This is a genomic window from Variovorax sp. Varisp41 (assembly GCF_047325085.1).
Lineage (GTDB): Bacteria > Pseudomonadota > Gammaproteobacteria > Burkholderiales > Burkholderiaceae_C > Variovorax.
Map to the genome: position 1 here is coordinate 4,678,507 of NZ_CP168540.1, position 22,906 is coordinate 4,701,412.

The 22,906-nt window shown below is 70.0% G+C and carries 20 protein-coding genes; 14 read left to right on the plus strand and 6 right to left on the minus strand.

The annotated features are described in order from the left end of the window. Positions 1-119: 119 nt before the first annotated feature. Positions 120-281: a hypothetical protein gene (locus ACEN9J_RS21605; RefSeq protein WP_413762016.1), complete on the minus strand. Its 162-nt coding sequence runs from the start codon at positions 279-281 to the stop codon at positions 120-122. On the opposite strand from ACEN9J_RS21605, the gene ACEN9J_RS21610 reads away from it, so the two are divergent. From ACEN9J_RS21610 to ACEN9J_RS21620, 3 genes are all read left to right on the plus strand, one after another. Further along, positions 280-1,431 (plus strand): murein transglycosylase A, encoded by a 1,152-nt coding sequence (locus ACEN9J_RS21610; protein ID WP_261208972.1) that lies wholly within the window; start codon positions 280-282, stop codon positions 1,429-1,431. The genes ACEN9J_RS21605 and ACEN9J_RS21610 overlap by 2 nt on opposite strands. Before the next feature lie 225 nt (positions 1,432-1,656). Further along, positions 1,657-3,885, plus strand: coding sequence for a PhoX family protein (locus tag ACEN9J_RS21615; RefSeq protein WP_413762017.1), 2,229 nt, complete (start codon positions 1,657-1,659; stop codon positions 3,883-3,885). 222 nt (positions 3,886-4,107) lie between these two features. Then, the gene (locus tag ACEN9J_RS21620) at positions 4,108-6,111 is read left to right on the plus strand and encodes a PhoX family protein (protein WP_057595887.1); all 2,004 of its coding nucleotides are present in this window, start codon (positions 4,108-4,110) and stop codon (positions 6,109-6,111) included. 18 nt (positions 6,112-6,129) lie between these two features. Here the strand turns inward: ACEN9J_RS21620 and ACEN9J_RS21625 are convergent, their stop codons facing one another. Then, entirely contained in the window at positions 6,130-6,603 is a 474-nt protein-coding gene (locus ACEN9J_RS21625) for an Lrp/AsnC family transcriptional regulator (RefSeq protein WP_057595886.1), read from the minus strand. A 105-nt stretch (positions 6,604-6,708) separates the two neighbouring features. Between ACEN9J_RS21625 and mdeB the strand changes: the two genes are divergently transcribed. The 11 genes from mdeB (at position 6,709) to ACEN9J_RS21680 (ending at position 19,172) form a co-directional block, all read left to right on the plus strand. Then, positions 6,709-9,363, plus strand: a complete 2,655-nt coding sequence (gene mdeB / locus ACEN9J_RS21630) for an alpha-ketoglutarate dehydrogenase (RefSeq protein ID WP_413762018.1) — start codon at positions 6,709-6,711, stop codon at positions 9,361-9,363. A 90-nt stretch (positions 9,364-9,453) separates the two neighbouring features. Next, positions 9,454-10,458 (plus strand): GlxA family transcriptional regulator, encoded by a 1,005-nt coding sequence (locus ACEN9J_RS21635; protein WP_413762019.1) that lies wholly within the window; start codon positions 9,454-9,456, stop codon positions 10,456-10,458. A gap of 3 nt (positions 10,459-10,461) precedes the next feature. Beyond that, positions 10,462-11,634 carry an MFS transporter gene (locus tag ACEN9J_RS21640; RefSeq protein WP_057595883.1) on the plus strand — a complete coding sequence of 391 codons (1,173 nt, stop codon included), beginning with the start codon at positions 10,462-10,464 and terminating at the stop codon, positions 11,632-11,634. Positions 11,635-11,674: 40 nt separating this feature from the next. Beyond that, entirely contained in the window at positions 11,675-12,484 is an 810-nt protein-coding gene (locus ACEN9J_RS21645) for a FadR/GntR family transcriptional regulator (RefSeq protein WP_413762020.1), read from the plus strand. A gap of 83 nt (positions 12,485-12,567) precedes the next feature. Beyond that, positions 12,568-13,491, plus strand: a complete 924-nt coding sequence (ltnD, locus tag ACEN9J_RS21650; protein ID WP_413762021.1) for an L-threonate dehydrogenase — start codon at positions 12,568-12,570, stop codon at positions 13,489-13,491. Positions 13,492-13,496: 5 nt separating this feature from the next. After that, the gene (denD, locus tag ACEN9J_RS21655) at positions 13,497-14,510 is read left to right on the plus strand and encodes a D-erythronate dehydrogenase (RefSeq protein WP_296742414.1); all 1,014 of its coding nucleotides are present in this window, start codon (positions 13,497-13,499) and stop codon (positions 14,508-14,510) included. A gap of 3 nt (positions 14,511-14,513) precedes the next feature. Next, positions 14,514-15,785 (plus strand): 3-oxo-tetronate kinase, encoded by a 1,272-nt coding sequence (otnK, locus tag ACEN9J_RS21660; RefSeq protein ID WP_413762022.1) that lies wholly within the window; start codon positions 14,514-14,516, stop codon positions 15,783-15,785. A gap of 197 nt (positions 15,786-15,982) precedes the next feature. Further along, complete coding sequence (locus ACEN9J_RS21665) at positions 15,983-16,657, plus strand: aldolase (RefSeq protein ID WP_413762023.1); 675 nt, start codon at positions 15,983-15,985, stop codon at positions 16,655-16,657. A gap of 45 nt (positions 16,658-16,702) precedes the next feature. Beyond that, positions 16,703-17,521 carry a 2-oxo-tetronate isomerase gene (gene otnI, locus ACEN9J_RS21670; RefSeq protein WP_413762024.1) on the plus strand — a complete coding sequence of 273 codons (819 nt, stop codon included), beginning with the start codon at positions 16,703-16,705 and terminating at the stop codon, positions 17,519-17,521. Then, a complete protein-coding gene (locus ACEN9J_RS21675; RefSeq protein WP_413762025.1) occupies positions 17,503-18,711 on the plus strand; it encodes an amidohydrolase family protein in 1,209 nt (402 codons plus the stop codon). The genes otnI and ACEN9J_RS21675 overlap by 19 nt, the downstream gene beginning before the upstream one ends. Continuing rightward, positions 18,708-19,172, plus strand: coding sequence for a RidA family protein (locus ACEN9J_RS21680; protein WP_057595876.1), 465 nt, complete (start codon positions 18,708-18,710; stop codon positions 19,170-19,172). Before ACEN9J_RS21675 ends, ACEN9J_RS21680 begins: the two co-directional genes overlap by 4 nt. On the opposite strand, the gene ACEN9J_RS21685 is transcribed toward ACEN9J_RS21680, so the two are convergent. The 4 genes from ACEN9J_RS21685 to ACEN9J_RS21700 all read right to left on the minus strand — a co-directional run bounded on the left by ACEN9J_RS21685 (position 19,165) and on the right by ACEN9J_RS21700 (position 22,901). Next, positions 19,165-19,830 carry a TetR family transcriptional regulator C-terminal domain-containing protein gene (locus ACEN9J_RS21685; protein WP_296742406.1) on the minus strand — a complete coding sequence of 222 codons (666 nt, stop codon included), beginning with the start codon at positions 19,828-19,830 and terminating at the stop codon, positions 19,165-19,167. The two genes, ACEN9J_RS21680 and ACEN9J_RS21685, sit on opposite strands and share 8 nt — an antisense overlap. 8 nt (positions 19,831-19,838) lie before the next feature. After that, positions 19,839-20,810 (minus strand): PDR/VanB family oxidoreductase, encoded by a 972-nt coding sequence (locus ACEN9J_RS21690; RefSeq protein WP_413762026.1) that lies wholly within the window; start codon positions 20,808-20,810, stop codon positions 19,839-19,841. A 31-nt stretch (positions 20,811-20,841) separates the two neighbouring features. Beyond that, on the minus strand, positions 20,842-21,432 hold the full coding sequence (locus ACEN9J_RS21695) for an NAD(P)H-dependent oxidoreductase (RefSeq protein ID WP_413762027.1): 591 nt from the start codon (positions 21,430-21,432) through the stop codon (positions 20,842-20,844). Positions 21,433-21,863: 431 nt separating this feature from the next. Next, positions 21,864-22,901, minus strand: a complete 1,038-nt coding sequence (locus ACEN9J_RS21700; RefSeq protein ID WP_057595872.1) for an ABC transporter substrate-binding protein — start codon at positions 22,899-22,901, stop codon at positions 21,864-21,866. Between the last annotated feature and the right edge of the window lie 5 nt (positions 22,902-22,906).

Consider the following 22,906-nt stretch of genomic DNA (forward strand, 5'->3'; position numbering starts at 1 on the left):
CGTCCTGAAACACCGGAAGCCGTGACAGGGCCCGTGATTGCTCGCTGGATTGCTACCAAAGTAATAGCCAATGGGCCGTTCTCCGACAGCGCGCGTCGACCCGGGACTGCAGGAGGAATTCACGGATGCCGCGGCGGGTCTTGTTGGTCCTTCGCGTCCCCCGCCTTGGGCTCGTCCTCCTCGTGCAGCTCCCCCTTCTTGCGGCCCGAGAACATGGTCCACCAGACGATGCCGATGAACAGGAGTCCGGCCGCGAGGGCTTCAAGCAAAATCAAACCCATGAGAAATGGACTCCAGTGGCTGGTTGGGCTCGCGATCGTAGCAACGCTGGCCGGCTGCTCCGTCGGGCCGCGCGTGCCCGACACCCCCACCCGCCCCCCCGTCGTGCAGCCGCCGCGCGACCTCGGCCCCCTCACCGGATCGATGGCGCATCCCAAGAGCCGCTGGGTGCCTGTCGGCTGGGCCGAGCTGCCGGGCTTCGGCGAGGACCCGTTGCACGAGGCCTGGATCGCGCTGGTGGCGAACTGCTCGCGGCCCAACGCCGCCTTCGCGCCGCTGTGCCGCGAGGTGCGCCAGCTCGCGATCGCGAGCCTGGACGAGCAGCGCCAGTGGATGACCCAGCGGCTGCAGCCCTACCGCGTCGAGTCGCTCGCCGGCTCGAGCGAGGGCAAGCTCACCAGCTACTACGAGCCGGTGTACGAGGCCTCGCGCGTGCCGACCGCGCAGTTCAACATCCCGCTCTACCAGGTGCCCGCGGGCTTCGTGCCGCGCCGTCCCTGGTACACGCGCCAGGAGATCGAGACCCTGCCCGAGGCCCAGGCCGCGCTGCGCGGCCGCGAGATCGCCTGGATGGCCGACCCCATCGACGCGCTGATGCTGCACATCCAGGGCTCGGGCCGGCTGCGCCTGACCGAGGCCGACGGCTCGCAGCGCACGGTGCGCATGGCCTTCGCCGGCACCAACGAGCAGCCCTACCGCAGCGTGCAGCAGTGGCTGATGTCGCAGGGCGTGACCAAGGTCGGCCGCTGGCCCGACGACACCAAGGCCTGGGTGGCGCAGAACCCGCAGCGCGTGTCGCAGCTCCTGTGGAGCAATCCGCGCTACGTGTTCTTCCGCGAGGAGGACCTGAACGAGGTCGATGCCGCCTTCGGCCCGCGCGGCGCCCAGGGCGTGCCGCTGACCGCGGGCCGCTCGATCGCGGTCGACCGCGAGAGCATCCCCTACGGCACCCCGGTATGGCTGGCCTCCGCGGGCCCGTCCGCGCAGCTGCAGAAGCTGGTGGTGGCGCAGGACACCGGCAGCGCCATCGTCGGCGCGGTGCGCGCCGACTACTTCGCGGGCACCGGCGCCGATGCCGGGCGCTTCGCGGCCAGCATGAACCAGTCGCTGCGCCTGTGGGCGCTGTGGCCGAAGCAGCTGCCGCCGCCTTGACTCCGCGCGGGGCTCGATGCCTCGTCCATTCATCGGGGGCTCGAAGCCCCCTTTTTTTCGTCCGCATCTGGATGCCGGGAGCCGTCGCATGGCGGCATCGTGACAACCACAAAAACACAAGTCGAATGAACCTGAACAGAAGCTGACCAATTCACGGAACTGTCATTCGTTCTACCTAACTTCGCGGGCTGGTTTCTTTTCCAACCCACGAGAAAGACAGCGCGCATGACCGCACCTACCCGCGACGACCCTTCGTACGATCTCGACGACGTCGGCACCAATCCCAGCAAGAACCCGTCGTTCAACGACCTGATCGCTTCGCGCCTGAGCCGCCGCCATCTGTTCGGCCTGGGCGTCGGCACCGCCGGCACCGCGCTGCTGCTGGCCTGCGGCGGTGGCGGCGGCGGTGGCGGGTTCCTGCCCATCGTCCCGCCCCCGCCCGCGCCGGCACCCCCGCCGCCTGCGCCCCCGGCACCGCTGAAGCTCAACTTCAACCCCGTGGCCAAGAGCCTCGCCGACGTGGTCACCGTGCCCGCCGGCTACACCGCCAGCGTGCTCTTCCGCCTGGGCGACCCGATGGCCGCCGGCGTGGCCGCGTACAAGAACGACGGCACCGACGATCCGGCCACCTACGACCGCCGCGCTGGCGACCACCACGACGGCATGACCTTCTTCGGCATGAACGGCTCGAACAAGTGGGATGCCGTCAACGCGACGCGCGGCCTGCTGGTGATGAACCACGAGGCCATCACGCCGCTGTTCCTGCATCCCACCGGCCAGACCGTGGCCGGCGGCGTGCGCACCGTGGCCGACGAGGTCAAGCGCGAGTTCTACCTGCACGGCGTCAGCGTGATCGAGGTCCTCAAGAACGGCAACGCCTGGAGTTACAAGCAGGACTCGAGCTTCAACCGCCGCGTCCACACGCTGACCGAGATGGCTTTCTCGGGCCCGGCCGCCAGGACCGACTACCTGAAGACCAAGTTCTCGGCCGACGGCAGCAAGACCCGCGGCACGGTCAACAACTGCGCCAACGGCACCACGCCCTGGGGCACCTACCTGACCTGCGAGGAGAACTGGGCCGGCTACTTCCGCCGCGTCGCCGCCACCGACAACCCCAAGCGCAGCGACAAGGAAAAAGCGTCCTTTGCGCGTTACGGCGTCTCCGGCACCGGCCGCGAACTCTGGGCCACCGTCACGCCCGACACCGCCGACAACCAGTACGGCCGCTGGAACACCGAGCTGCTCGGCGCCAGCGCCACCGCCGACTACCGCAACGGCCACAACACCTACGGCTGGGTGGTCGAGATCGATCCCTTCAACCCCTCGAGCACGCCGAAGAAGCGCACCGCGCTCGGCCGCTTCGGCCACGAAGGTGCCTGCCTTGGCCCGGTCGTGGTCGGCAAGCCGCTGGTCTGGTACATGGGCGACGACTCGCGCAACGAGTACATCTACAAGTTCGTCTCGACGAAGAACTGGGATGCGGCCGACATCGGCGGCGGCATGGCCGCGGGCGACAAGTACATGGACGACGGCCGCCTCTACGTGGCGCGCTTCGATGCCGACGGCACCGGCAAGTGGCTCGAGCTCAAGCTCGGCGTCAACGGCATCACCTCGAGCAACACCGTCTACGCCTTTGCCGACGCGGCCGACGTGCTGATCAACGCGCGCCTGGCCGCCGATTCCGCCGGCGCGACCAAGATGGACCGTCCCGAGTGGACCGCCGTGAACCCGAAGAACGGCGACGTCTACGTGACGCTGACCAACACCAACGCGAGCTCGCGTCCGATCGCCTCGACCGATGGTGCCAACCCGCGCTTCTACAACGACAAGAAGAACAACGAGACGACGAACCAGATCGGCAACCCGAACGGCCACATCGTGCGTTTCGCCGACGACAACGCCGACCCGGCGGCGCTGAGCTTCAAGTGGGACGTCTACCTGTTCGGCGCGCGCTCCACCGCCGCGGCCGACGTCAACGTGTCGCAGCTCTCGGCCGACAACGACTTCTCGAGCCCCGACGGCATGTGGTTTAGCCACGCCGCGCCGGGCCTGCTGTGGCTGCAGACCGACGACGGTGCCTACACCGACGTCACCAACTGCATGCTGCTGGCGGCCCTGCCGGGCAAGCTCGGCGACGGCGGCGCGAAGGTGATCACCAACACCGACGGCACGACCACGCGCACGCAGAACACCTTCGTGGGCAAGGCCCCGGGCACCGACGGCCTGCGCCGTTTCCTGGTGGGACCGAAGGACTGCGAACTGACCGGCATCGCCGAGTCGGGCGATGGCCGCGCGCTGTTCGTGAACATCCAGCATCCCGGCGAGACCACGCCCACCGGCGACATCGGCGATCCGGCCAAGTTCGGCAGCCACTGGCCGCAGGGCGGCAATGCCCGCCCGCTCTCGGCCACGCTGGTGATCACGAAGGACGACGGCGGTCTCATCGGCCTCTGAGCGACCGTGCCGCGGACCGGCCTCGCCGGTTCGCGGCACGATTCCCGAGCGTGGACGACACGCGGCCGTCGTCACGGCCGCGTGCGTGGTGTCACGGCCTTGTCATGTGCGATGCATGCCGTCGTCACAGTAGTTAACTAAGGTTCGCGGCTGACCGGCAGCGGAGAGAAACAGAGGCTGCACGGTCGTCCTCGACACCCCACGACAACTCGGGAGAAATCCATGTCCGATTCCACCAAGGCGCAGTCCGGCGCCTCGCGCCGCCACGCCCTCAAACTGCTCGGTGCCGCACCGATGCTGCCGCTCGGCGGCGTTGCCTTCCTGACCGCCTGCGGCGGTGGCGGAGGCGGCGGCGGCTTCCTGCCCGTCATTCCTCCGGCACCCGCGCCCGCACCCGCACCGGCGCCCGCCGCGCAGTTCAAGTCGGCCGAATTCACCGGCATGGCCGCCCCCACGCTGGCCGATCCCGCGGCCATGGCCACCACCACGGTCGGTTCCACGCTGAAGATCTCGTTCGACAACGGCAGCTCGACCGAGTACCGCCTTGCCTACCAGCCCTTCTTCCTGACCGGCGACCTGGTGTCGGACGGCAAGGGCGGCAAGGTCCTGGCCGGCGGCTACTACGACATCAAGAACCAGCCCATCCTCGACAAGTCGGTGCCGGCCAACACGCGCCAGTTCTACTCCGACAGCCCCGATGGCACCTCGCTGCTGACCGTGCCGAATGCCAAGGTCGACGGCGTCAAGGGCAAGCCGGTGTTCGCCGTGGTCCAGTTCGAATACACCACGCGCGACCTCGCCGGCAACAGCACCTACGGCACGCTGCCCTCGCCCATCGCCGTGCTCACGCTCGACCAGGACCAGGCCACCGGCAAGCTCAGCCTGGTGAAGTACCACAACGTCGACATGTCGAGCGCGCACGGCCTGTGGATCACCTGCGGCGCGAGCCTGTCGCCCTGGGGCACCCACCTGTCGAGCGAGGAGTACGAGCCCGACGCGGCCAGCATCTCCACCAACACGATGTTCAAGGCCTACAGCAAGAACGTGTTCGGCGACGAGACCACGGCCAACCCCTACCACTATGGCCACCTGCCCGAGATCACCGTCAATGCCGACGGCACCGGCAGCGTGAAGAAGCACTACTGCATGGGCCGCATCTCGCACGAGCTGATCCAGGTCATGCCCGACATGCGCACCGCCATCATGGGCGACGACTACACCAACGGCGGCTTCTTCATGTTCGTCGCCGACAAGGAGAAGGACCTGTCGGCCGGCACGCTCTACGTCGCCAAGTACGACGCGGGCTACTCGATCGACCCGGCCGCCGCCGCCACGAAGATGTCGTGGATCAAGCTCGGCCACGCCACCAGTGCCGAGATCGAGGCCCTGGCCAATACGCTCAAGGCCAGCGACATCATGGACGTGGTCTACACCGACCCGTCGGACGCGAGCTACACCAAGATGTTCTGCGACGGCGCCGCCAACTGGGTCCGCCTGAAGCCGGGCATGGAGAAGGCCGCCGCCTTCCTCGAGACCCACCGCTACGCCAACCTCAAGGGCGCGAGCATGGCCTTCACCAAGATGGAAGGCACGACCGTCAACATCAAGGACAAGGTCGCCTACTCGGCGCTGCAGAACATCCAGGACTCGATGGTCAGCGGCGGCAAGGGCTGGACCGCCGCCACCAACATCGCGCTGCCGAAGAAGCTCAGCGCGGGTGGCGTGATGGCCCACAACCTCGCGGGCGGCCAGAAGGACGGCGACGGCGCCGCGATCGCCAGCGAATGGGTGCCGACCCAGACCCGCGCGCTGATCGTGGGCGAGGACATCTCGGCCGACGCGCTGGGCAATACCTCGAACCCGGACATCATCGGCAACCCCGACAACCTGAAGTTCTCCGAGAAGATGCGCACCCTCTTCATCGGCGAGGACAGCAGCAGCCACGTCAACAACTTCCTGTGGGCGTACAACGTCGACACCAAGAAGCTGTCGCGCATCATGTCGATCCCCGCGGGCGGCGAGTCGACCGGCCTGCATGCCGTGGACGAGATCAACGGCTGGACCTACATCATGAGCAACTTCCAGCACCCGGGCGACTGGGGCGGCATCCACTCGAAGGTCCAGGCCACGCTCGATCCGTACGTGCGCGCGAACTACAAGGAACGCTACGCTGCGGCCGTCGGCTACCTCACGGCCGACCCGATCCAGCCGAAGCTCTCGAAGTAATCGGCCCCGCCGAAGAGATCAGGACGGCGCTGTCGGCAACGGCAGCGCCGTTTTGTATCGCACCTGCTTGAGCGCAAAGCTCGAGCGGATCTTCTCGATGCCCGGGATCGGCGTGAGCTGCTCGAGGATGAACTTCTCGAGCGCCGCCATGTCCGCCACCGCGATGCGGATCAGGTAGTCGCTGTCGCCGGTCATCAGGTAGCACTCCATCACCTCGTCGTGCTCGGCGATGCGCTGCTCGAAGTCGGCCAGCGACTGCTTGCTCTGCGTCGTGAGGCTGATCGAGATGAACACGTTGAGGCCGAGGCCCAGCGCCTTGGCGCTCGCGAGCGCCACGTAGCGGTCGATCACGCCCTCGGTCTCGAGCAGCTTCACGCGCGCGAGGCAGGGCGAGGGCGACAGGTGCACGCGGCGTGCGAGTTCCACGTTCGACAGCGCGCCGTCGCGCTGCAGTTCGTCGAGGATGCGCAGGTCGATCGCGTCGAGTTGCATGAAATGCCGTGATCTGATGGATTGGCGGAATTTTATGCCGACGAGCCGTCAAGCTGCGGGCCGCAGCAGTAGCCAATTCTTTTCGTGGCGGCTTAAAGTGCCGACATGAACGCCCCGATTTCCGCCGACCAGATCCGTGCCCTGCTGCTCGACGAGGCAGCGCTGTCGCACGACCCCGATCCCGCCGAGACCGCCGAATGGCGCGAGTCCTTCCTCGCGCTGGCGCAGGTCCACGGGCCGCAGCGCGCGCGCCAGATGCTCGACGAACTCGCACGGCTCGCGCGCCAGCAGCGCATCGGCTGGCAGCCGGAGCTGTCGACGCCGTACGTCAACACCATCGCGGCCGAGGACCAGCCGCCGTTCCCGGGCGACCTCGCCGTCGAGGAGAAGCTGGCCTCGCTGATGCGCTGGAACGCGCTCGCGATGGTGGCCAAGGCCAACCAGGCCTATGGCGAGCTCGGCGGGCACATCGCGAGCTATGCGAGCGCGGCCGACCTGTTCGAGACCGGCTTCAACCATTTCTTCCATGCGCGCAGTGCCGCCCATGGTGGCGACCTCGTGTTCTTCCAGCCGCACAGCGCGCCCGGCGTCTATGCGCGTGCCTACCTCGAGGGGCGTCTGAGCGAGGACGACCTCGCGCACTACCGCCAGGAACTCACGGCGCCGGCCTTCGTCGACGGCAGCGGCGCGCGCGGCCTGTGCAGCTACCCGCATCCCTACCTGATGCCGGACTTCTGGCAGTTCCCCACCGGCTCGATGGGCATCGGCCCGATCAGCTCGATCTACCACGCGCGCTTCATGCGCTACCTCAGCCATCGCAACCTCCTGAACTGCGAAGGCCGCAAGGTCTGGGGCGTGTTCGGCGACGGCGAGATGGACGAGCCCGAATCGATGAGCGCACTGACCCTGGCCGCGCGCGAGAAGCTCGACAACCTCGTGTGGGTGGTCAACTGCAACCTGCAGCGGCTCGACGGCCCGGTGCGCGGCAACGGCCGCATCATCGACGAGCTCGAGAAGCTGTTCGCGGGCGCCGGCTGGAACGTGATCAAGCTGGTCTGGGGCAGCGACTGGGACGGCCTGTTCGCGCGCGACACCAGCGGTGCGCTGGCGCGCGCCTTCGCCGCCACCGTCGACGGCCAGATGCAGACCTTCGCGGCCAAGGACGGCCGCTTCAACCGCGACAACTTCTTCGGCCAGAACCCCGAGCTCGCGCGCCTGGCCGAGGGCATGACCGACGAGCAGATCGACCGCCTCAAGCGCGGCGGTCACGACCTCGTGAAGATCCATGCCGCCTATGCCGCGGCGGCCGCCCACAAGGGCCGGCCCACCGTGATCCTGGCCCACACCAAGAAGGGCTACGGCATGGGCAGCGCGGCCCAGGGCAAGATGACCACGCACTCGCACAAGAAGATGGGCGAGGTCGACCTGATCGAGTTCCGCGACCGCTTCGACCTGCCGCTGAGCGACGCGCAGGCCGCCGCGATGGACTTCTACCGCCCGGCCGAGGACAGCGCCGAGATGCGCTACCTGCGCCAGCACCGCGAGGCGCTCGGCGGCGCCATGCCGCGCCGCGAAACCGCCTGCGAACCCGTGGCCAAGCCCGACCTCGCGAACTACGCGCAGTTCGCGGTCGCGGCCGCCGGCAAGGAGATGAGCACCACCATGGCCTTCGTGCGCCTCTTGGGCAACCTGCTCAAGGACAAGGCGCTGGGCCCGCGCATCGTGCCGATCGTGGCCGACGAGGCGCGCACCTTCGGCATGGCGAACCTGTTCAAGCAGGTCGGCATCTATTCGAGCGTGGGCCAGCGCTACGCGCCCGAGGACATCGGCTCGGTGCTCAGCTACCGCGAGGCCACCGACGGCCAGATCCTCGAGGAAGGCATCAGCGAGGCCGGCGCCATCGCGAGCTGGACCGCCGCGGCCACCAGCTACAGCGTGCACGGCCTGGCGATGCTGCCGTTCTACATCTACTACTCGATGTTCGGCTTCCAGCGCGTGGGCGACGCGATCTGGGCCGCGGCCGACCAGCGCGCGCGCGGCTTCCTGCTCGGCGCCACCTCGGGCCGCACCACGCTCGGCGGTGAGGGGCTGCAGCACCAGGACGGCAGCAGCCACCTCGTGGCCGCGACCATTCCCAACTGCAAGGCCTACGACCCGGCCTACGCGGGCGAGATGGCGGTGATCGTCGACGCGGGCATCCGCGAGATGATGGTCGAGCAGCAGGACGTGTTCTATTACGTCACGCTGATGAACGAGAACTACGCGCAGCCCGACGTGCCGGCCGGTGCGGAAGGCGACATCCTGCGCGGCTGCTACCGCTTCGGCACCTACGCGCCGGCAGCGGGCAAGGCGAAGAAGAAGGTCACGCTGATGGGCTCGGGCGCGATCCTCACCGAAGTGGTGAAGGCCGCGCAGCTGCTGGCCGACGAGGGCATCGAGGTCGAGGTGTTCAGCGTCACGAGCTGGAGCGAGCTCGCGCGCGACGGCCTGGCCTGCGAGCAGCGCGCCATCGCGGGCGAGGAGGCGGGCGAGGCCTTCGTCGCGCGCCAGCTCGGCCAGGGCAAGGCGCCGATCGTCGCTGCCACCGACTACGTGCGCGCCGTGCCCGAGAGCATCCGCGCCTTCCTGCCCGCGGGCCGCCGCTACCTCACGCTGGGCACCGACGGCTTCGGGCGCAGCGACACGCGCGCCGCCCTGCGCGGCTTCTTCGGCGTCGACGCGCAGAGCATCGCGAAGGCCGCGCGGCACGCGCTGGGCTGACCCGCCACACGGGCCGGCCACGCCGAAAGTGGCCGGATCCGTGGGGTCGTTGTCGTTGCGGCCAATCGCGGCGCGCACGACACTGCCGGCATGCAAACGCCGCGCGCCATCGCCTGCACGATCTATCCCGATGTCCAGGTGCTGGACGTCACCGGTCCGCTGCAGGTGTTCGCCTCGGCCAATGTCGAGTTGCAGCGCCAGGGCCGACCGGCCGGCTATTCGCTGCACCTGCTGGCCGACGCGGTGGGACCGGTGGCCTGCTCGGCCGGCTTCTCGCTGCTGGCCGAGGCCGCGCGCGAGGACCAGGACCCGGCGCGCTTCGACACCGTGCTCGTGCCCGGCGGCTGGGGCGCCGAGGACCAGTTGCGCAACGCGCCGCTGCTGGCCTGGCTCCAGCGCGCCGAGCCGCGCGTGCGCCGGCTCGGCTCGGTCTGCTCGGGCGCGCTGATCCTCGCGCGGGCCGGCTTGCTCGATGGCCGCCTCGCCACCACCCACTGGGACAGCGTCGAGGCGCTGCGCACGCGTCATCCCGCGGTCGAGGTGGCGGCCGACCGGCTCCATACCTACGACCCGAGCGGGCGCGAGGGCGATGGCCATGTCTTCACCTCGGCCGGCGTCACCACCGGCATCGACCTCGCGCTGGCGCTGGTCGAGCACGACCTCGGCCGCGCGATCGCGCTGGCGGTGGCGCGCCGGCTCGTGATGTTCCTGCGCCGGCCCGGCGGGCAGGCGCAGTTCAGCCGCTTCCTCGCGCCCGAGGCCACGCATGCGCCGCGGCTGTCGTCGCTGCTCGAATGGATCCCGGGCCAGCTCGCGGGCGACCTCTCGCTCGAGGCGCTGGCCGAGCGCGCCTGCATGCCGCCGCGCACCCTGAGCCGCGTGTTCCGGCGCGAGCTCGGCATGACGCCCGGCCACTACGTCGAGCGGGTGCGCGTCGAGGCCGCCTCGGCCTTGCTGGCCCATGCGCAGACCTCGGTGTCGACCGTGGCGCGGCTGTGCGGCTTCGGCCATCCCGAGACGCTGCGGCGCAGCTTCCACAAGCACCTCGCCGTGAGCCCGCAGGCCTTCGTGCAGCGCTTCGGCGCCGGGGGCTGAGCGATGCAGCTGCTGCGCAATCCCGCGATCCGGCTGCTGTTCCTTGGCCAGGCGCTCTACTGGTCGTGCTCGATCATCGGCATCACGCTGACCTCGGTCGCGGGCCTGCGGCTCGCGCCCTGGCCCGCGCTGGCCACCCTGCCGCTTGCGCTGCTGGTGCTCGGCAATCTCGCGGCCGTGTCGCCGCTGTCGATGTTCATGCAGCGGCGCGGCCGCCGCCACGGCCTGATGGGCGGCGCGCTGCTCGGCGTGGTGGGCGGGCTGGTCTGCGCCACGGGCCTGGGGCTCGGCAGTTTTGCCGTGTTCTGCCTCGGCGCCGCCTGCATCGGCGGCTACCAGGCCTCGGCCGGCTTCTACCGCTATGCCGCGCTCGAGGCCGTCGAGCCGCGCCACAAGGGCCGCGCCGCCGCGCTGGTGGTCGGCGGCGGTGTCTGCGCGGCGGTGTTCGCGCCCGCCATCGCGGTCTGGACGCGCAACGCGCTGCCCGTGCCCTTCGCGGGCGCCTACCTCGCGATCGCGGTGCTGGCGCTGTGCGGCGTGGCCGCCATGTCGCGCTTGCGCGAGGGCGCGGCGCCGCCGGCCGTGGCGCGCGGCTGGGCCCAGATGCGCGTGCTGCTCGCGCGGCCGATGCTGCGCGCCGCCATCCTCATGACCGCCATCGGCCACGGCCTCATGGTGCTGGCGATGAACGCGACCCCGCTCGCGATGGACTTCTGCGGCTTCTCCGCCGCCGCGGCCGCGCAGGTGATCCAGTGGCATGTGCTCGGCATGTTCGCGCCGGCTTTCTTCGCCGGCGCGCTGGTCGACCGCTGGGGCAGCCGCCGCGTCGCGATGCTGGGCTCGGCGATCCTCGCGACCAGCGCCGCGGTCGCGCTCTCGGGCCAGGACTTCGCGCACTTCCTCGCGAGCTCGCTGCTGCTGGGCCTGGGCTGGAACCTGATGCTGATCGCCGGCACCACGCTGCTGGCCGAGGCGCATGCCGAGCACGAGCGCGGGCCCGCGCAGGCGCTGATGGAACTCAGCAACGGCACCACGGCCGTGCTGATGTCCTTCGGCTCGGGCGCGCTGCTCGCGGGCGTGGGCTGGACTGCGATCAACCTCGCGATGCTGCCGCTGCTGGCGTTCGCGCTGACGCTGCTGTGGTTCAACGCGCGGCCGGCGGTCGGACGCGCCTAGGAGGCGTTGCAAGGGCCTGCGTTAGAGTCGCAGCCCATTCATGACCGCCCGCTTCCAATCGCTCGCCCCCGCCGTCCGCCTGGCCGACCAGGTGGCCGATGCGCTGGCGGCCGAGGTGCGCAGCGGGCGCTTGTCCGAGGGCGACCGGCTGCCGACCGAGTCCGCGCTGGCCGAGCAGTTCGGCGTCAGCCGCACGGTGGTGCGCGAAGCGGTGTCGCGGCTCAAGTCGCTCGGGCTGGTCGATTCGCGGCAGGGCAGCGGTGTGTATGTGCGCGCGGCCGGGGTCGAGCCGCTGCGCTTCGAACTGCCGCACGTGGCCTCGCGCGAGGCGGTGATCCAGATGGTCGAGCTGCGCCGTGCGCTCGAGGCCGAGGTGGCGGCCCTGGCGGCCGAGCGCCGCACCGACGAGGACGTGCGCCGCATCCGCGACGCGATCGCGGCGCTGCATGCGGCAGTGGCCGTCGGCGGCAACGGCGCCGAGGAGGACGTGCGCTTCCATCGCGCCATCGCCGAGGCCGCGCGCAACCCGTTCCTGATCGGCACCCTGCAGTACCTGCGCCAGTTCCTGCATGGCGCCACCCGCGTCACGCGCGCCAACGAGGCGCGCCGCGCCGACTTCGCGCGCGAGGTGGCGCAGGAACACGCGCGCATCGTCGAGGCGATCGAGGCCGGCGATCCGCTGCGCGCGCGCGAGGCCGCCAAGACCCACATGGACAACGCGATCCGCCGCATCGAGCAGGCCGACCCGGCCTTCTGGCAGCAGGAGGGCGCGCAGCTCGCGCGGCCGCTGGTCGAGGGGCTGCAGGAGAGCGCAGTGGCCGGCAAGGGGCGGCGCAAGAAGGCTTCCTGAGAGTCGGTCGGGGGAATTCCGGGCAAGACAAAGTCGCTTCAAATTTGTATGATGACCTGACAAATCATCCTGCCCCTTCCTCCATGACCACTTCCTCCCCTCCCGTCGTCGGCCTCGTGGGCCTCGGCGCCATGGGCGCCGGCATGGCGCAGTCGCTGCGCCGCGCGGGCCATGCGCCGCACGTGTTCGACCTGCGCCGCGAGGCCGCGCAGGCCTTCGCGCGCGACGGCGGCACCGCCTGCGACACGCTGGCCGCGCTTGGCGCCGCCAGCGACATCGTGATCTCGGTCGTCGTGAACGCGCAGCAGACCGAGGCGGTGCTGTTCGGCGACGGCGACACGCCGGGCTGCGCGGCCTCGATGAAGCCCGGCAGCCTGTTCGTGATGTGCTCGACCGTCGACCCGAACTGGTCGGTGGCGCTCGAGGCGCGGCTCGCGAAGCTCGGCCTGCTCTACCTCGACGCGCCGATCTCGGGCGGCGCCGCCAAGGCCGCGAGCGGCCAGATGACGATGATGACCGCCGGCACGCCCGCGGCCTACGACAAGGCCGCGGGCGTGCTCGACGCGATGGCCGCCAAGGTCTACCGGCTCGGCGACAGCGCGGGCGCGGGCAGCAAGGTGAAGGTCATCAACCAGCTGCTGGCCGGCGTGCACATCGCGGCCGCGGCCGAGGCGATGGCGCTGGGCCTGCGCGAGGGCGTGGACCCGGCCGCGCTCTACGAGGTCATCACCCACAGCGCGGGCAACAGCTGGATGTTCGAGAACCGCATGGCGCACGTGCTCGCGGGCGACTACACGCCGCTGTCGGCGGTCGACATCTTCGTGAAGGACCTGGGCCTGGTGCTCGACGTGGCGCGCGGCAGCAAGTTTCCGCTGCCGCTGTCGTCCACGGCGCACCAGATGTTCATGCAGGCCTCGACCGCGGGCCATGCGCGCGAGGACGACAGCGCGGTGATCAAGATCTTCCCGGGCATCACGCTGCCTGCCCCGACATCCACTCCAGAATGACGACCATGAACATCCTCATCACCGGCGGCTGCGGCTTCCTCGGCGCGCGCCTCGCTCGCACGCTGCTCGCCCAGGGGCCGCTGGCACTGGCCGGCGCCGCGCCGCAACCCATCGAACGCATCGTGCTGGCCGACCGCGTGGCGCCGCCGGCCGACCTCGCGGCCGACGCGCGCGTGCAGTTCCTGCAGGGCGACCTGCTCGAGCAGGCGCAAAGCGGCGCGCTGCCGATCGCCAGCAGCCAGCTCGTGTTCCACCTGGCGGCCGCCGTCAGCGGCGAATGCGAGGCCGACTTCGACCTCGGCATGCGCAGCAACCTCGACACCACGCGCGCGCTGCTCGAGGCCGCGCGCCGCGCCGGCCATGCGCCGGTGTTCGTGTTCTCGAGCTCGGTCGCGGTGTTCGGCGATTCGCCCGAGCAGCGGCTGCCGGCCCTGATCGAGGACACGACGCTGCCCACGCCGCAGAACAGCTACGGCATCCAGAAGTTCGTCGGCGAGCAACTGGTGGCCGACTTCACGCGCAAGGGCTTCGTGCAGGGCCGCAACGTGCGGCTGATGACGGTGTCGGTGCGTCCGGGCCGGCCCAACGGCGCGGCCTCGAGCTTCCTCAGCGGCATGCTGCGCGAACCCCTCGCGGGCGAACGCGCGCGCTGCCCGGTCGCGCCCGACACGCCGGTGGCGCTCGCCTCGCCCGGCAACACCATCGCGGGCATCGTGCGCGCGGCCACGGCCAGCGGCGCCGAGTGGGGCGCGCGCACGGCGGTCAACCTGCCCGCGCTGACCACCACCGTGCGCGAGATGGCGCAGGCGCTCGAGCGCATCGCGGGCACCGAGGCGACGAGCCTGATCGACTGGGAACCCGACGCGGCGATCGCGAAGATCGTCACGAGCTGGCCCAGCCGCGTGCATGCGGCGCGTGCCGAGGCGCTGGGCCTGAAGGCCGATGCCAGCTTCGACGCGATCCTGCGCGACTACGTGCGCGAGAACCCGCAGGCCGTGAAGCTCGCGGTGAAGGGCTGAGCCATGGCGAAGCTGCTGCTCGGCTGCATCGCCGACGATTTCACCGGCGCCACCGATCTCGCCAACAACCTGGTGCGCGCGGGCATGCGCGTGGTGCAGGCGATCGGCGTGCCCGCGGGGCCGCTGGCGGCCGACGTGGATGCGGTGGTGGTGGCGCTCAAGTCTCGCACCATCGCGCCGGCCGAGGCCATCGCGCAGTCGCTCGAGGCGCTGCGCTGGCTGCAGGCGCAGGGCGCGCAACAGATCTACTTCAAGTACTGCTCGACCTTCGACAGCACGCCGCAGGGCAACATCGGCCCGGTGACCGAGGCGCTGATGGAGGCGCTGGGCTGCGACTTCACCATCGCCACGCCGGCCTTCCCCGACAACAAGCGCACGGTGTTCAAGGGCTACCTGTTCGCGGGCGAGGTGCTGCTCAACGAGAGCGGCATGCAGAACCATCCGTTGACGCCGATGACCGACCCGAACCTGGTGCGGGTGCTGCAGGCGCAGTGCGGGCGCAAGGTGGGGTTGATCGATCACGCGGTGGTGGCGCGCGGCGCGGAAGCGATCGAAGCGCGCATCGCGCAGCTGAAGGCCGAGGGCGTGTCGATCGCGATCGTCGACGCGGTGTCGAACGACGACCTGCTGCGCATGGGCCCGGCACTCGCGAAGCTGCCGCTGGTCACCGCGGGCTCGGGCGTGGCCATCGGCCTGCCGGCCAATTTCGGGCTCGCACCCTCCTCGCAGGCCAGCGCGCTGCCGAAGGCCGGCGGCCGCACGGCGGTGGTGTCGGGCAGCTGCTCGCAGGCCACCAACCGGCAGGTGCTCGACTTCATCGGCCGTGGCGGCGCGGCATTGGCCATCGATCCTCTGCGCATCGCGGCCGGTGTCGATGTCGCGGCGGAGGCGTTGGCCTGGGCCGCGCCGCTGATCGACAAGGGGCCGGTGCTCGTCTACTCCACGGCCGAAGCCGGTGCCGTGAAGTCGGTGCAAGGCCAACTGGGCGTGGAAGAGGCCGGCGCGATGGTCGAGCGCACCATCGCCGCGATCGCGCGCGGGCTGGTCGAGCACGGTGTGCGCCAGCTCGTGGTGGCGGGCGGCGAAACCTCCGGGGCCTGCGTGCAGGCGCTCGGCATCGCGCAGATGCAGATCGGGCCGCAGATCGATCCGGGGGTGCCGTGGTGTCATGCGCGTTCCTCGTTAGCGCCTGACACCGGGGTGCATATCGCCTTGAAGTCGGGGAACTTCGGGGGGGATGATTTCTTTACCAAGGCGTTTGCGGTGTTGGGGTGATGCCTTGGGGTGTTGACAGGTCGGGGCGGGCGTGCGCCGATGGGGTACTCCCCTCCGCGAATGTCCCCCGCCTTCGGCTCCTCCTTTATTTCGCTGCGGGGAGTACCCCATCGACACACGCCAGATGCGCAGCGCCTGATCGGCCGGCATCACTGCAGCGCTTCCTGTGCACGCGCCCCGAACAAGCCAAAAAAACCATGACTGAAACAGAAGCAAGAGAAGAGATCTGCCGCACGGCAAAAAGCCTGTTCGACCGAGGCTACGTCCACGCCACGGCCGGCAACATCAGCGTGCGCCTGGAAGACGGTGGCTTCCTCATCACCCCCACCGATGCCTGCCTGGGTTTCCTCGACCCCGCGCGGCTCGCGAGGCTCGATGCACAGGGGCAACAGACCAGCGGTGACCGTGCCAGCAAGACCATCGCACTGCACATGCGCATCTACGAAGCAGCGCGAGCATTCGATGCCGACACCGCCTGCGTGATCCACACCCACAGCTCCCACTGCGTCGCGCTCACCTTGAGCGGAACCAGCGACGAACTGCTGCCCGCCCTCACGCCCTACTTCGTGATGAAGGTCGGCCACGTGCCGCGCATCCACTACCACCGCCCGGGTGCACCCGAAGCGGCGGCCGAGGTCGCGCAGGCCATCGCGCAGCGTGGCACGGCCGGCGTGCCGATCCGCGCCGTGATGCTCGACCGCCTCGGCCCCAACGTATGGCACGACACCCCCGCCGCCGCGATGGCCGTGCTCGAGGAACTCGAGGAGACCGCCAGGCTCCACCTCATGACGCGCGACCATGCCACGCCACCCGCACCGCTGTCGCCCGAACAGATCGCCGAACTGCGCGCGACTTTCGGCGCGCGCTGGTAAGTTCGTTCGAGACCACAATCGCCAGAACTTCAAAGAGACAACGCCATGCCACGCTTCGCCGCCAACCTCTCGATGCTCTATCCCGAGCTGGATTTCCTCGATCGCTTCGATGCCGCCGCGAAGGACGGCTTCGAGGCCGTCGAGTACCTGTTTCCCTATGCCTTCTCCAAGGAGGACATCGTCGCGCGCCTCCGGCACAACGGCCTGCAACAGGTGCTCTTCAATGGCCCGCCCGGCAATTGGGAGGGCGGCGAACGCGGCCTGGCCTGCCTGCCGGGGCGCGATGCCGAGTTCCGCGAAGGCATTGCAAAAACCATCGACTACGCGGTCGCGCTCGACTGCCCTCGCATCCACGTCATGGCCGGGCTGGTGCCCGAGGGCCTCACGGCCGATGCCGTGCAGCAGGTGTACGTCGACAACCTGCGCTGGGCCGCCGAGGAGGCCGCCAAGGCCGGGCGCGACGTGCTGATCGAGCCGATCAACACGCGCGACATCCCGCGCTTCTTCCTCAACCGCCAGGACCATGCGCACGCCATCGTCGAGAGCATCGGCGCGCCGAACCTCAAGGTGCAGATGGACCTCTACCACTGCCAGATCGTCGAGGGCGACGTCGCGATGAAGCTGCGCCAGTACCTGCCCACCGGCCGCGTCGGCCACATCCAGATCGCCGGCGTGCCCGAGCGCCACGAGCCCGACATCGGCGAGCAGAACTATCCCTACCTGTTCCAGGTGATCGACGAGGTGTCGGCGCAGACCGGCTGGCAGGGCTGGGTCGGCTGCGAATACCGGCCGCGGCGCGGCAGCGAACCCGGCGGCACCTCGGCCGGGCTGGGCTGGCTGCGCGCGTGGCGCGAGGCGCAGTGAAGCTCGAGGCGCTGCGCATCCCGAAGCCGCTGCGCGGCTTCGCGTCGGAGGCCGAGCTGTTCGACCTGGTGCTGGACGGCGATCGCGTGGCCTCGGTCGCGCCGAGCGCGCAGCAAGAGGTGGCGTGCGGCATCGTGCTGAGCGCCTGCGTCGACGCGCATGCGCACATCGACAAGAACTACACCGTGCAGGAAGTGGGCGCGGCGCAGGGCAACCTGTTCGCGGCCATCGAGCGCATGAACGGCCACCGCGCCGGCTGGACCGCCGACTCGCTGCGCCCGCGCATGGAGCGCGCGCTCGAGGACGCCTGGCGCAGCGGCACGCGCGCGCTGCGCACCCACCTCGACTGGGTGCAGCCCGAGGCGCCGGTCTCGCTCGCGGTGTTCGAATCGCTGCGCGAGGCCTGGCGCGGCCGCGTCGAGCTGCAGTTCGTCTCGCTCACGCCGCTCGACCTGTTCGCCGATGCCGAGGCCGGCGAGCGCATCGCGCGCGAGGTGGCGCGCGCGGGCGGCGCGCTCGGCGCCTTCGTCTACCGCAACGAGGCCCTGCTGCCCAAGCTCGACCGCGTGTTCGAGCTCGCGCACAAGCACGGACTGTCGCTCGACTTCCATGTCGACGAGGGCCTCGATGCCGACGCCAGCGGCCTGCGCGCCATCGCGCAGCTGGTGCGTGCGCGCGGCTTCGAGGGCCGCGTGGTCTGCGGCCATGCCTGCTCGCTCTCGGTGCAGGACGATGCCGTGGCGCACGAAACCCTGGCGCTGTGCGCGGGCGCGGGCCTGCACCTGGTCGCGTTGCCCACCACCAACCTCTACCTGCAGGGCGCCTGGGACCGCACGCCGGTGCCGCGCGGCATCACGCGCGTCCGCGAGGCCGCGGCACGCGGCTTGCGTGCGAGCCTGGCAACGGACAACGTGCAGGACGCCTTCTATCCCTACGGCAGCTACGACCTCGTCGAGACCTTCGGCCTCGGCGTGCAGGTGGCGCACCTCGCGCCGGCGCTCGACTGGATCGACAGCATCACGCTCGCGCCGGCGCGAGCGCTCGGGCTGGCCTGGGACGGTCGCATCGCCGCGGGTTGTCCGGCCGACCTGGTGGTGCTGGCCGCCACCGACGAACACGAACTCATCGACCCGCGCGGCCGCCGCCGCAGCGTCATCCGCGCGGGCCGGATCCTGGAGCACACCGCATGAGCATGGGCAAGCCGATGGCCAACTATGCCGCCGCCAAGCGCGTCGGCGATTTCGTCTACATGAGCGGCGTCGTCGCCGTCGACCCGGCCACGCGCCGCGCGGTCGCCGGCTACGACGCCATTCCCGAGGCCGGGCGCAGCGCGCTGCAGGGCCTGGGCTACGCCACCGGCCAGATGTCGGTCGACGTGTTCGAGGCGCCGATCGTGGCGCAGAGCTGGTTCGTGCTGGAGCGCATCCGCCAGATCGCGGCCGAGCACGGCGGCACCATGGAGGACGTGGTGAAGCTGGTGCAGTACTTCCGCCACCTGCCGCACTACGCCTTCTACAACCGCGTGCGCGGCCTGTTCTATCCGGGCGAGCCGCCGGTCAGCACGGTGGTGGAGGTGTCGCGCTTCCTGCCGGGCGACGAGGTGCTGGTGGAGGTCGAGGCCACCATGTACCTGCCGGTGCGCGCTACCTGACGCCCGCGCCCTTGAACAGGAACGCCGTCACCTGTTCGACCAGGTAATCGCGGTCCTGCGCGTCGCCGTGCTGCGCGGTGTTGCGGAAGTACGCGGCCTGGGTCGCGTGGTCGGCGTAGAACTGCGTCACGGCCCAGATGTGGAACAGCACCAGCATCGGGTCGGCCTCGTCCATCAGGCCCTGGTCCATCCAGTTGCGGATCACGGCGGCGGCCTGGTCGGTGCGCTGCTTGCTCGTGTCCATCAGGGGGTTGAGCACCGGCGCGCCGCGCAGCATCTCGGCCGTGAAGATGCGCGAGCGCAGCGGGTGCTCGAACGAGAACGCCATCTTGCGGCGGATCAGGTCGCCGAGCACCTTGCGCGGGCCCAGGGCCTCGTCGTCGAAGCCGAACACCACGATCCAGTCGGTGAGGATGTCCTGCAGGATCTGCCGGTACAGCGCCTCCTTGCTGTCGATGTAGTAGTGCAGCTGCGCCTTCGAGAGCCCGGCCTTGTCGGCGATCGCCTGCGTCGAGGCGCCGGCCAGGCCCTCGCTCGCGAACACCTCGATCGCGGCCTGGTTGATCACGCCGAGCACCTGCGCGTACTTGCGCGAGCGCCCGCGCGTGGCGGGGCCCTCGGCGTCCTCGGCGGTGTCGACGGCGGTGGTCCTGGCCATGCGCGGTCTCAGAGCTGCACCACCAGCTCGGCCCCCTTGGCGCGCGAACAGCACAGTGCCACCTTGTGGCGCCGCTCGCTGCCCGTGAGGCAGAAGTCGCGGTGCTCGGCGCCCTCGCCTTCGGCGCCGACCACGCAGGTGCCGCACAGGCCCTGCTCGCAGGACACCGGGATGTCGATGCCGACCTCGTGCAGTGCGTCGACGGCGGTCTGGTCGGCCGCCACCGGCACCACGATGCCGCGCTGCGCGAGCCGCAGCACGAAGGGCTGGCCCGCGGTGGCGGCGGCATCGGTGGGCGCGGCGAAGTACTCGGCGTGGATCGCGTCCTCGGGCCACCGCGCGGCGGCGGCCGCGTCGCGCACCGCCTGCATGAAGCCGCCGGGGCCGCAGACATAGAGATGGGCGGCACCGGCATGCGCGGCCAGCAGCGCGCGCAGGTCGATGCGCTGCGAGGCGTCGCCCTGGTCGAGGTGCAGCCGCACGTGCGGTGCCAGCGCCGGATCGCGCAGCGCCTCGGCGAAGGCCAGGTGCTCCTCGGCGCGCGCGAACACGCACAGCGTGAAGCCCTCGCCGCGCGCGGCCAGTGCCTGCGCCATCGCCAGCAGCGGCGTCATGCCGATGCCGCCGGCCAGCAGCAGGTGATGGCGCGCCCGCGCCTGCAGCGGGAAGGTGTTGCGCGGCGTGCTGATCGGCAGCAGGTCGCCCTCGCGCACGCGCTCGTGCATCGAGGCCGAGCCGCCGCGGCTCGCGGCCTCGCGCTTCACGCCGATCAGGTAGGACGAGACGGCGCCCGCCGAGGGCGCGCGCGCCAGCGAGTACTGGCGCGAGAAGCCGCCGGGCATGTGCACGTCGATGTGCGCGCCGGCCTCGTAGCCGGGCAGCGCGCGGCCCCAGGGATGGGCCAGTTCGAAGGCCAGGATTTCGGGCGTCTGGCGCGCGATGCGCGTCACGCGGACGGTGAGCGTGCGTTCGAGGCTCATGGTGTTTTCTCCCGGATCGTTGGGGTCGTGGTCACAGCGTTTGCAGCTTGCGCGCCACGCGCTCGATGAAGCGCGTGCGGTCGAGCGCGGTCACGGCGTTCATGTCGTGCAGCTGCAGCCAGGTCACCTTGCAGCGCCAGGCGAACAGGGCGCGCAGCGCGCGCGTGAACAGCCGCCGCCCGGGGTCGCCGATGGCCATCACGAACCAGCGCGGCGAGCCGCCCGTGGTGACCACCGTGAGCCGCTGGATGTGGCGCATGCCCGAGCGCGCGGCCTGGCCCTTGCGCTCGGCCGGCAGGAAGGCCACGCCGGGCAGCCACACCCGCTCCAGCCAGCCCTTGAGCATCGAGGGCGGTCCGTGGAACCAGGTGGGATAGACGAACACCAGGTGCTCGGCCCACAGCAGCGCTTCGACGTGGGGTTGCACGCGTTCGCGGATCAATTGGGTGTTGTCGAGGTACGCGAGGCGTTCCTCGCGGGTCAGCGTCGGGTCGAAGCCCTCGGCGTACAGGTCGATGGCCCGGACCTGGTGGCGGGGTTCGAGGGCGGCGAGCGCCGTGCGGTAGAGCGCGTGGTTGAAGCTGTCAGGGTTCGGATGGCAATGAACGACGAGCGTTTTCATGAGAGGGCCGGTTCGCCGATAGGACCTGTTAACGCTATGCAAGGGGTCGCGAAGCTCGCCAGAGCCCGCCCATCAAGGCGCGCGACGACGCGTGTGCGTCCGCACACGCTAGGAGCGCAACGCCGAGGGGCGGGCTCTGGCGAGCTTCCCTCCGGGTTGCCCCGCAAAGGGGCCGTCTGCGGCGTTGCCCGCGCTTGCAAGGCGCCAGCCTTGCTGCGCGCGGGCGCCTTGCATCCAGCCCCTTTGCGGGGCAACGCGACCCCTTGCATAGCGTTAACAGGTCCTAGGCGGCAATACGGGGTCAGAGCCCAGGAATGAAGAGCCGCACGGTGCCTTATGGCATCCCAGGCGCCGGCATCTGACCCCGGCGCAAGCACCGCGCGGCCCGCGGAGAAATCGGAGTGGTCGTGGATCGGATCCCTGGTCGCGGCTTACTTGCCCGTGAGCTTCTTGCGCACGTCCAGGCCCACGCCCTTGTTGACGAACTGGGTCGTGACCACCTTCGACAGGTCGACCTCGCCGGGCTTGTAGAGGCCGGCCTTGACCATCTTGTCGTAGAAGTCCTTCACGCGCGCCTCGTCCATCGCGCCGATGCCCTTGGTCAGCGACTCGCCGCTGTCGACGATGCCCATCTTCTTCATCAGCTCGATCGAGCCCTGCAGCGCGGCCACGGGCGAGTCGGGGTTGGTCTTGGCGATCAGCTCGTTGGCGGCCTTGTTGTCGCCGTAGAGGTAGTTGTTCCAGCCGATGATCGAGGCCTCGACGAACTTGCGCACCGTCTCGGGCTTGGTCTTCACGAGGTCGGCGCGCGTCTCGATGGTGGTCGAGTAGGTCGAGAAACCGTTGTCGGCCAGCAGCTGCACCACCGGGTCGAAGCCGGCCTGGGCCTTGATCGACAGCGGCTCGGAGATCGCGTAGCCCTGCTGGATCGACTTCTTGTCGGCCAGGAATGGACCCACGTTGAAGGTGTAGGGCTTGAGCTGCGAGTCCTTGAAGCCGTGCTCCGACTTCATCCACTGCCAGAAGCTGAACTGGCCGTCCTTGCCGATGAAGGCCACGGGCGCCTTGGTCATGTCCTTGAAGGTGTCGAAGCCCTGGCCCGGGTGCGCGAACATGGCCTGCGGGTCCTTCTGGAAGAAGGCCGCGACCACCACCGTGGGCACGCCGTTCTTCACGTTGTCGAAGGACTGCAGCAGGTTGCCGGTCATCAGGAAGTCGATCTTGCCGGCCGGCAGCATCGGCCGGTTGTTGACCATCGGGCCGCCCTGCTGGATCTCGACGTCGAGGCCGTACTTCTTGTAGGTGCCGTCCACCAGCGCCTGGTAGAAGCCGCCATGGCCGGCCTGCGCCTTCCAGTTGGTGGCGAACACCACCTTCTCCTGCGCCTGCGCGGCGAAGGCGGCGGCGGTCAGCGCCAGGCCGAGGGCCAGACTGCCGAGCGGGCGGATGCGGAAAGCGGGGATGCGCATGAGGA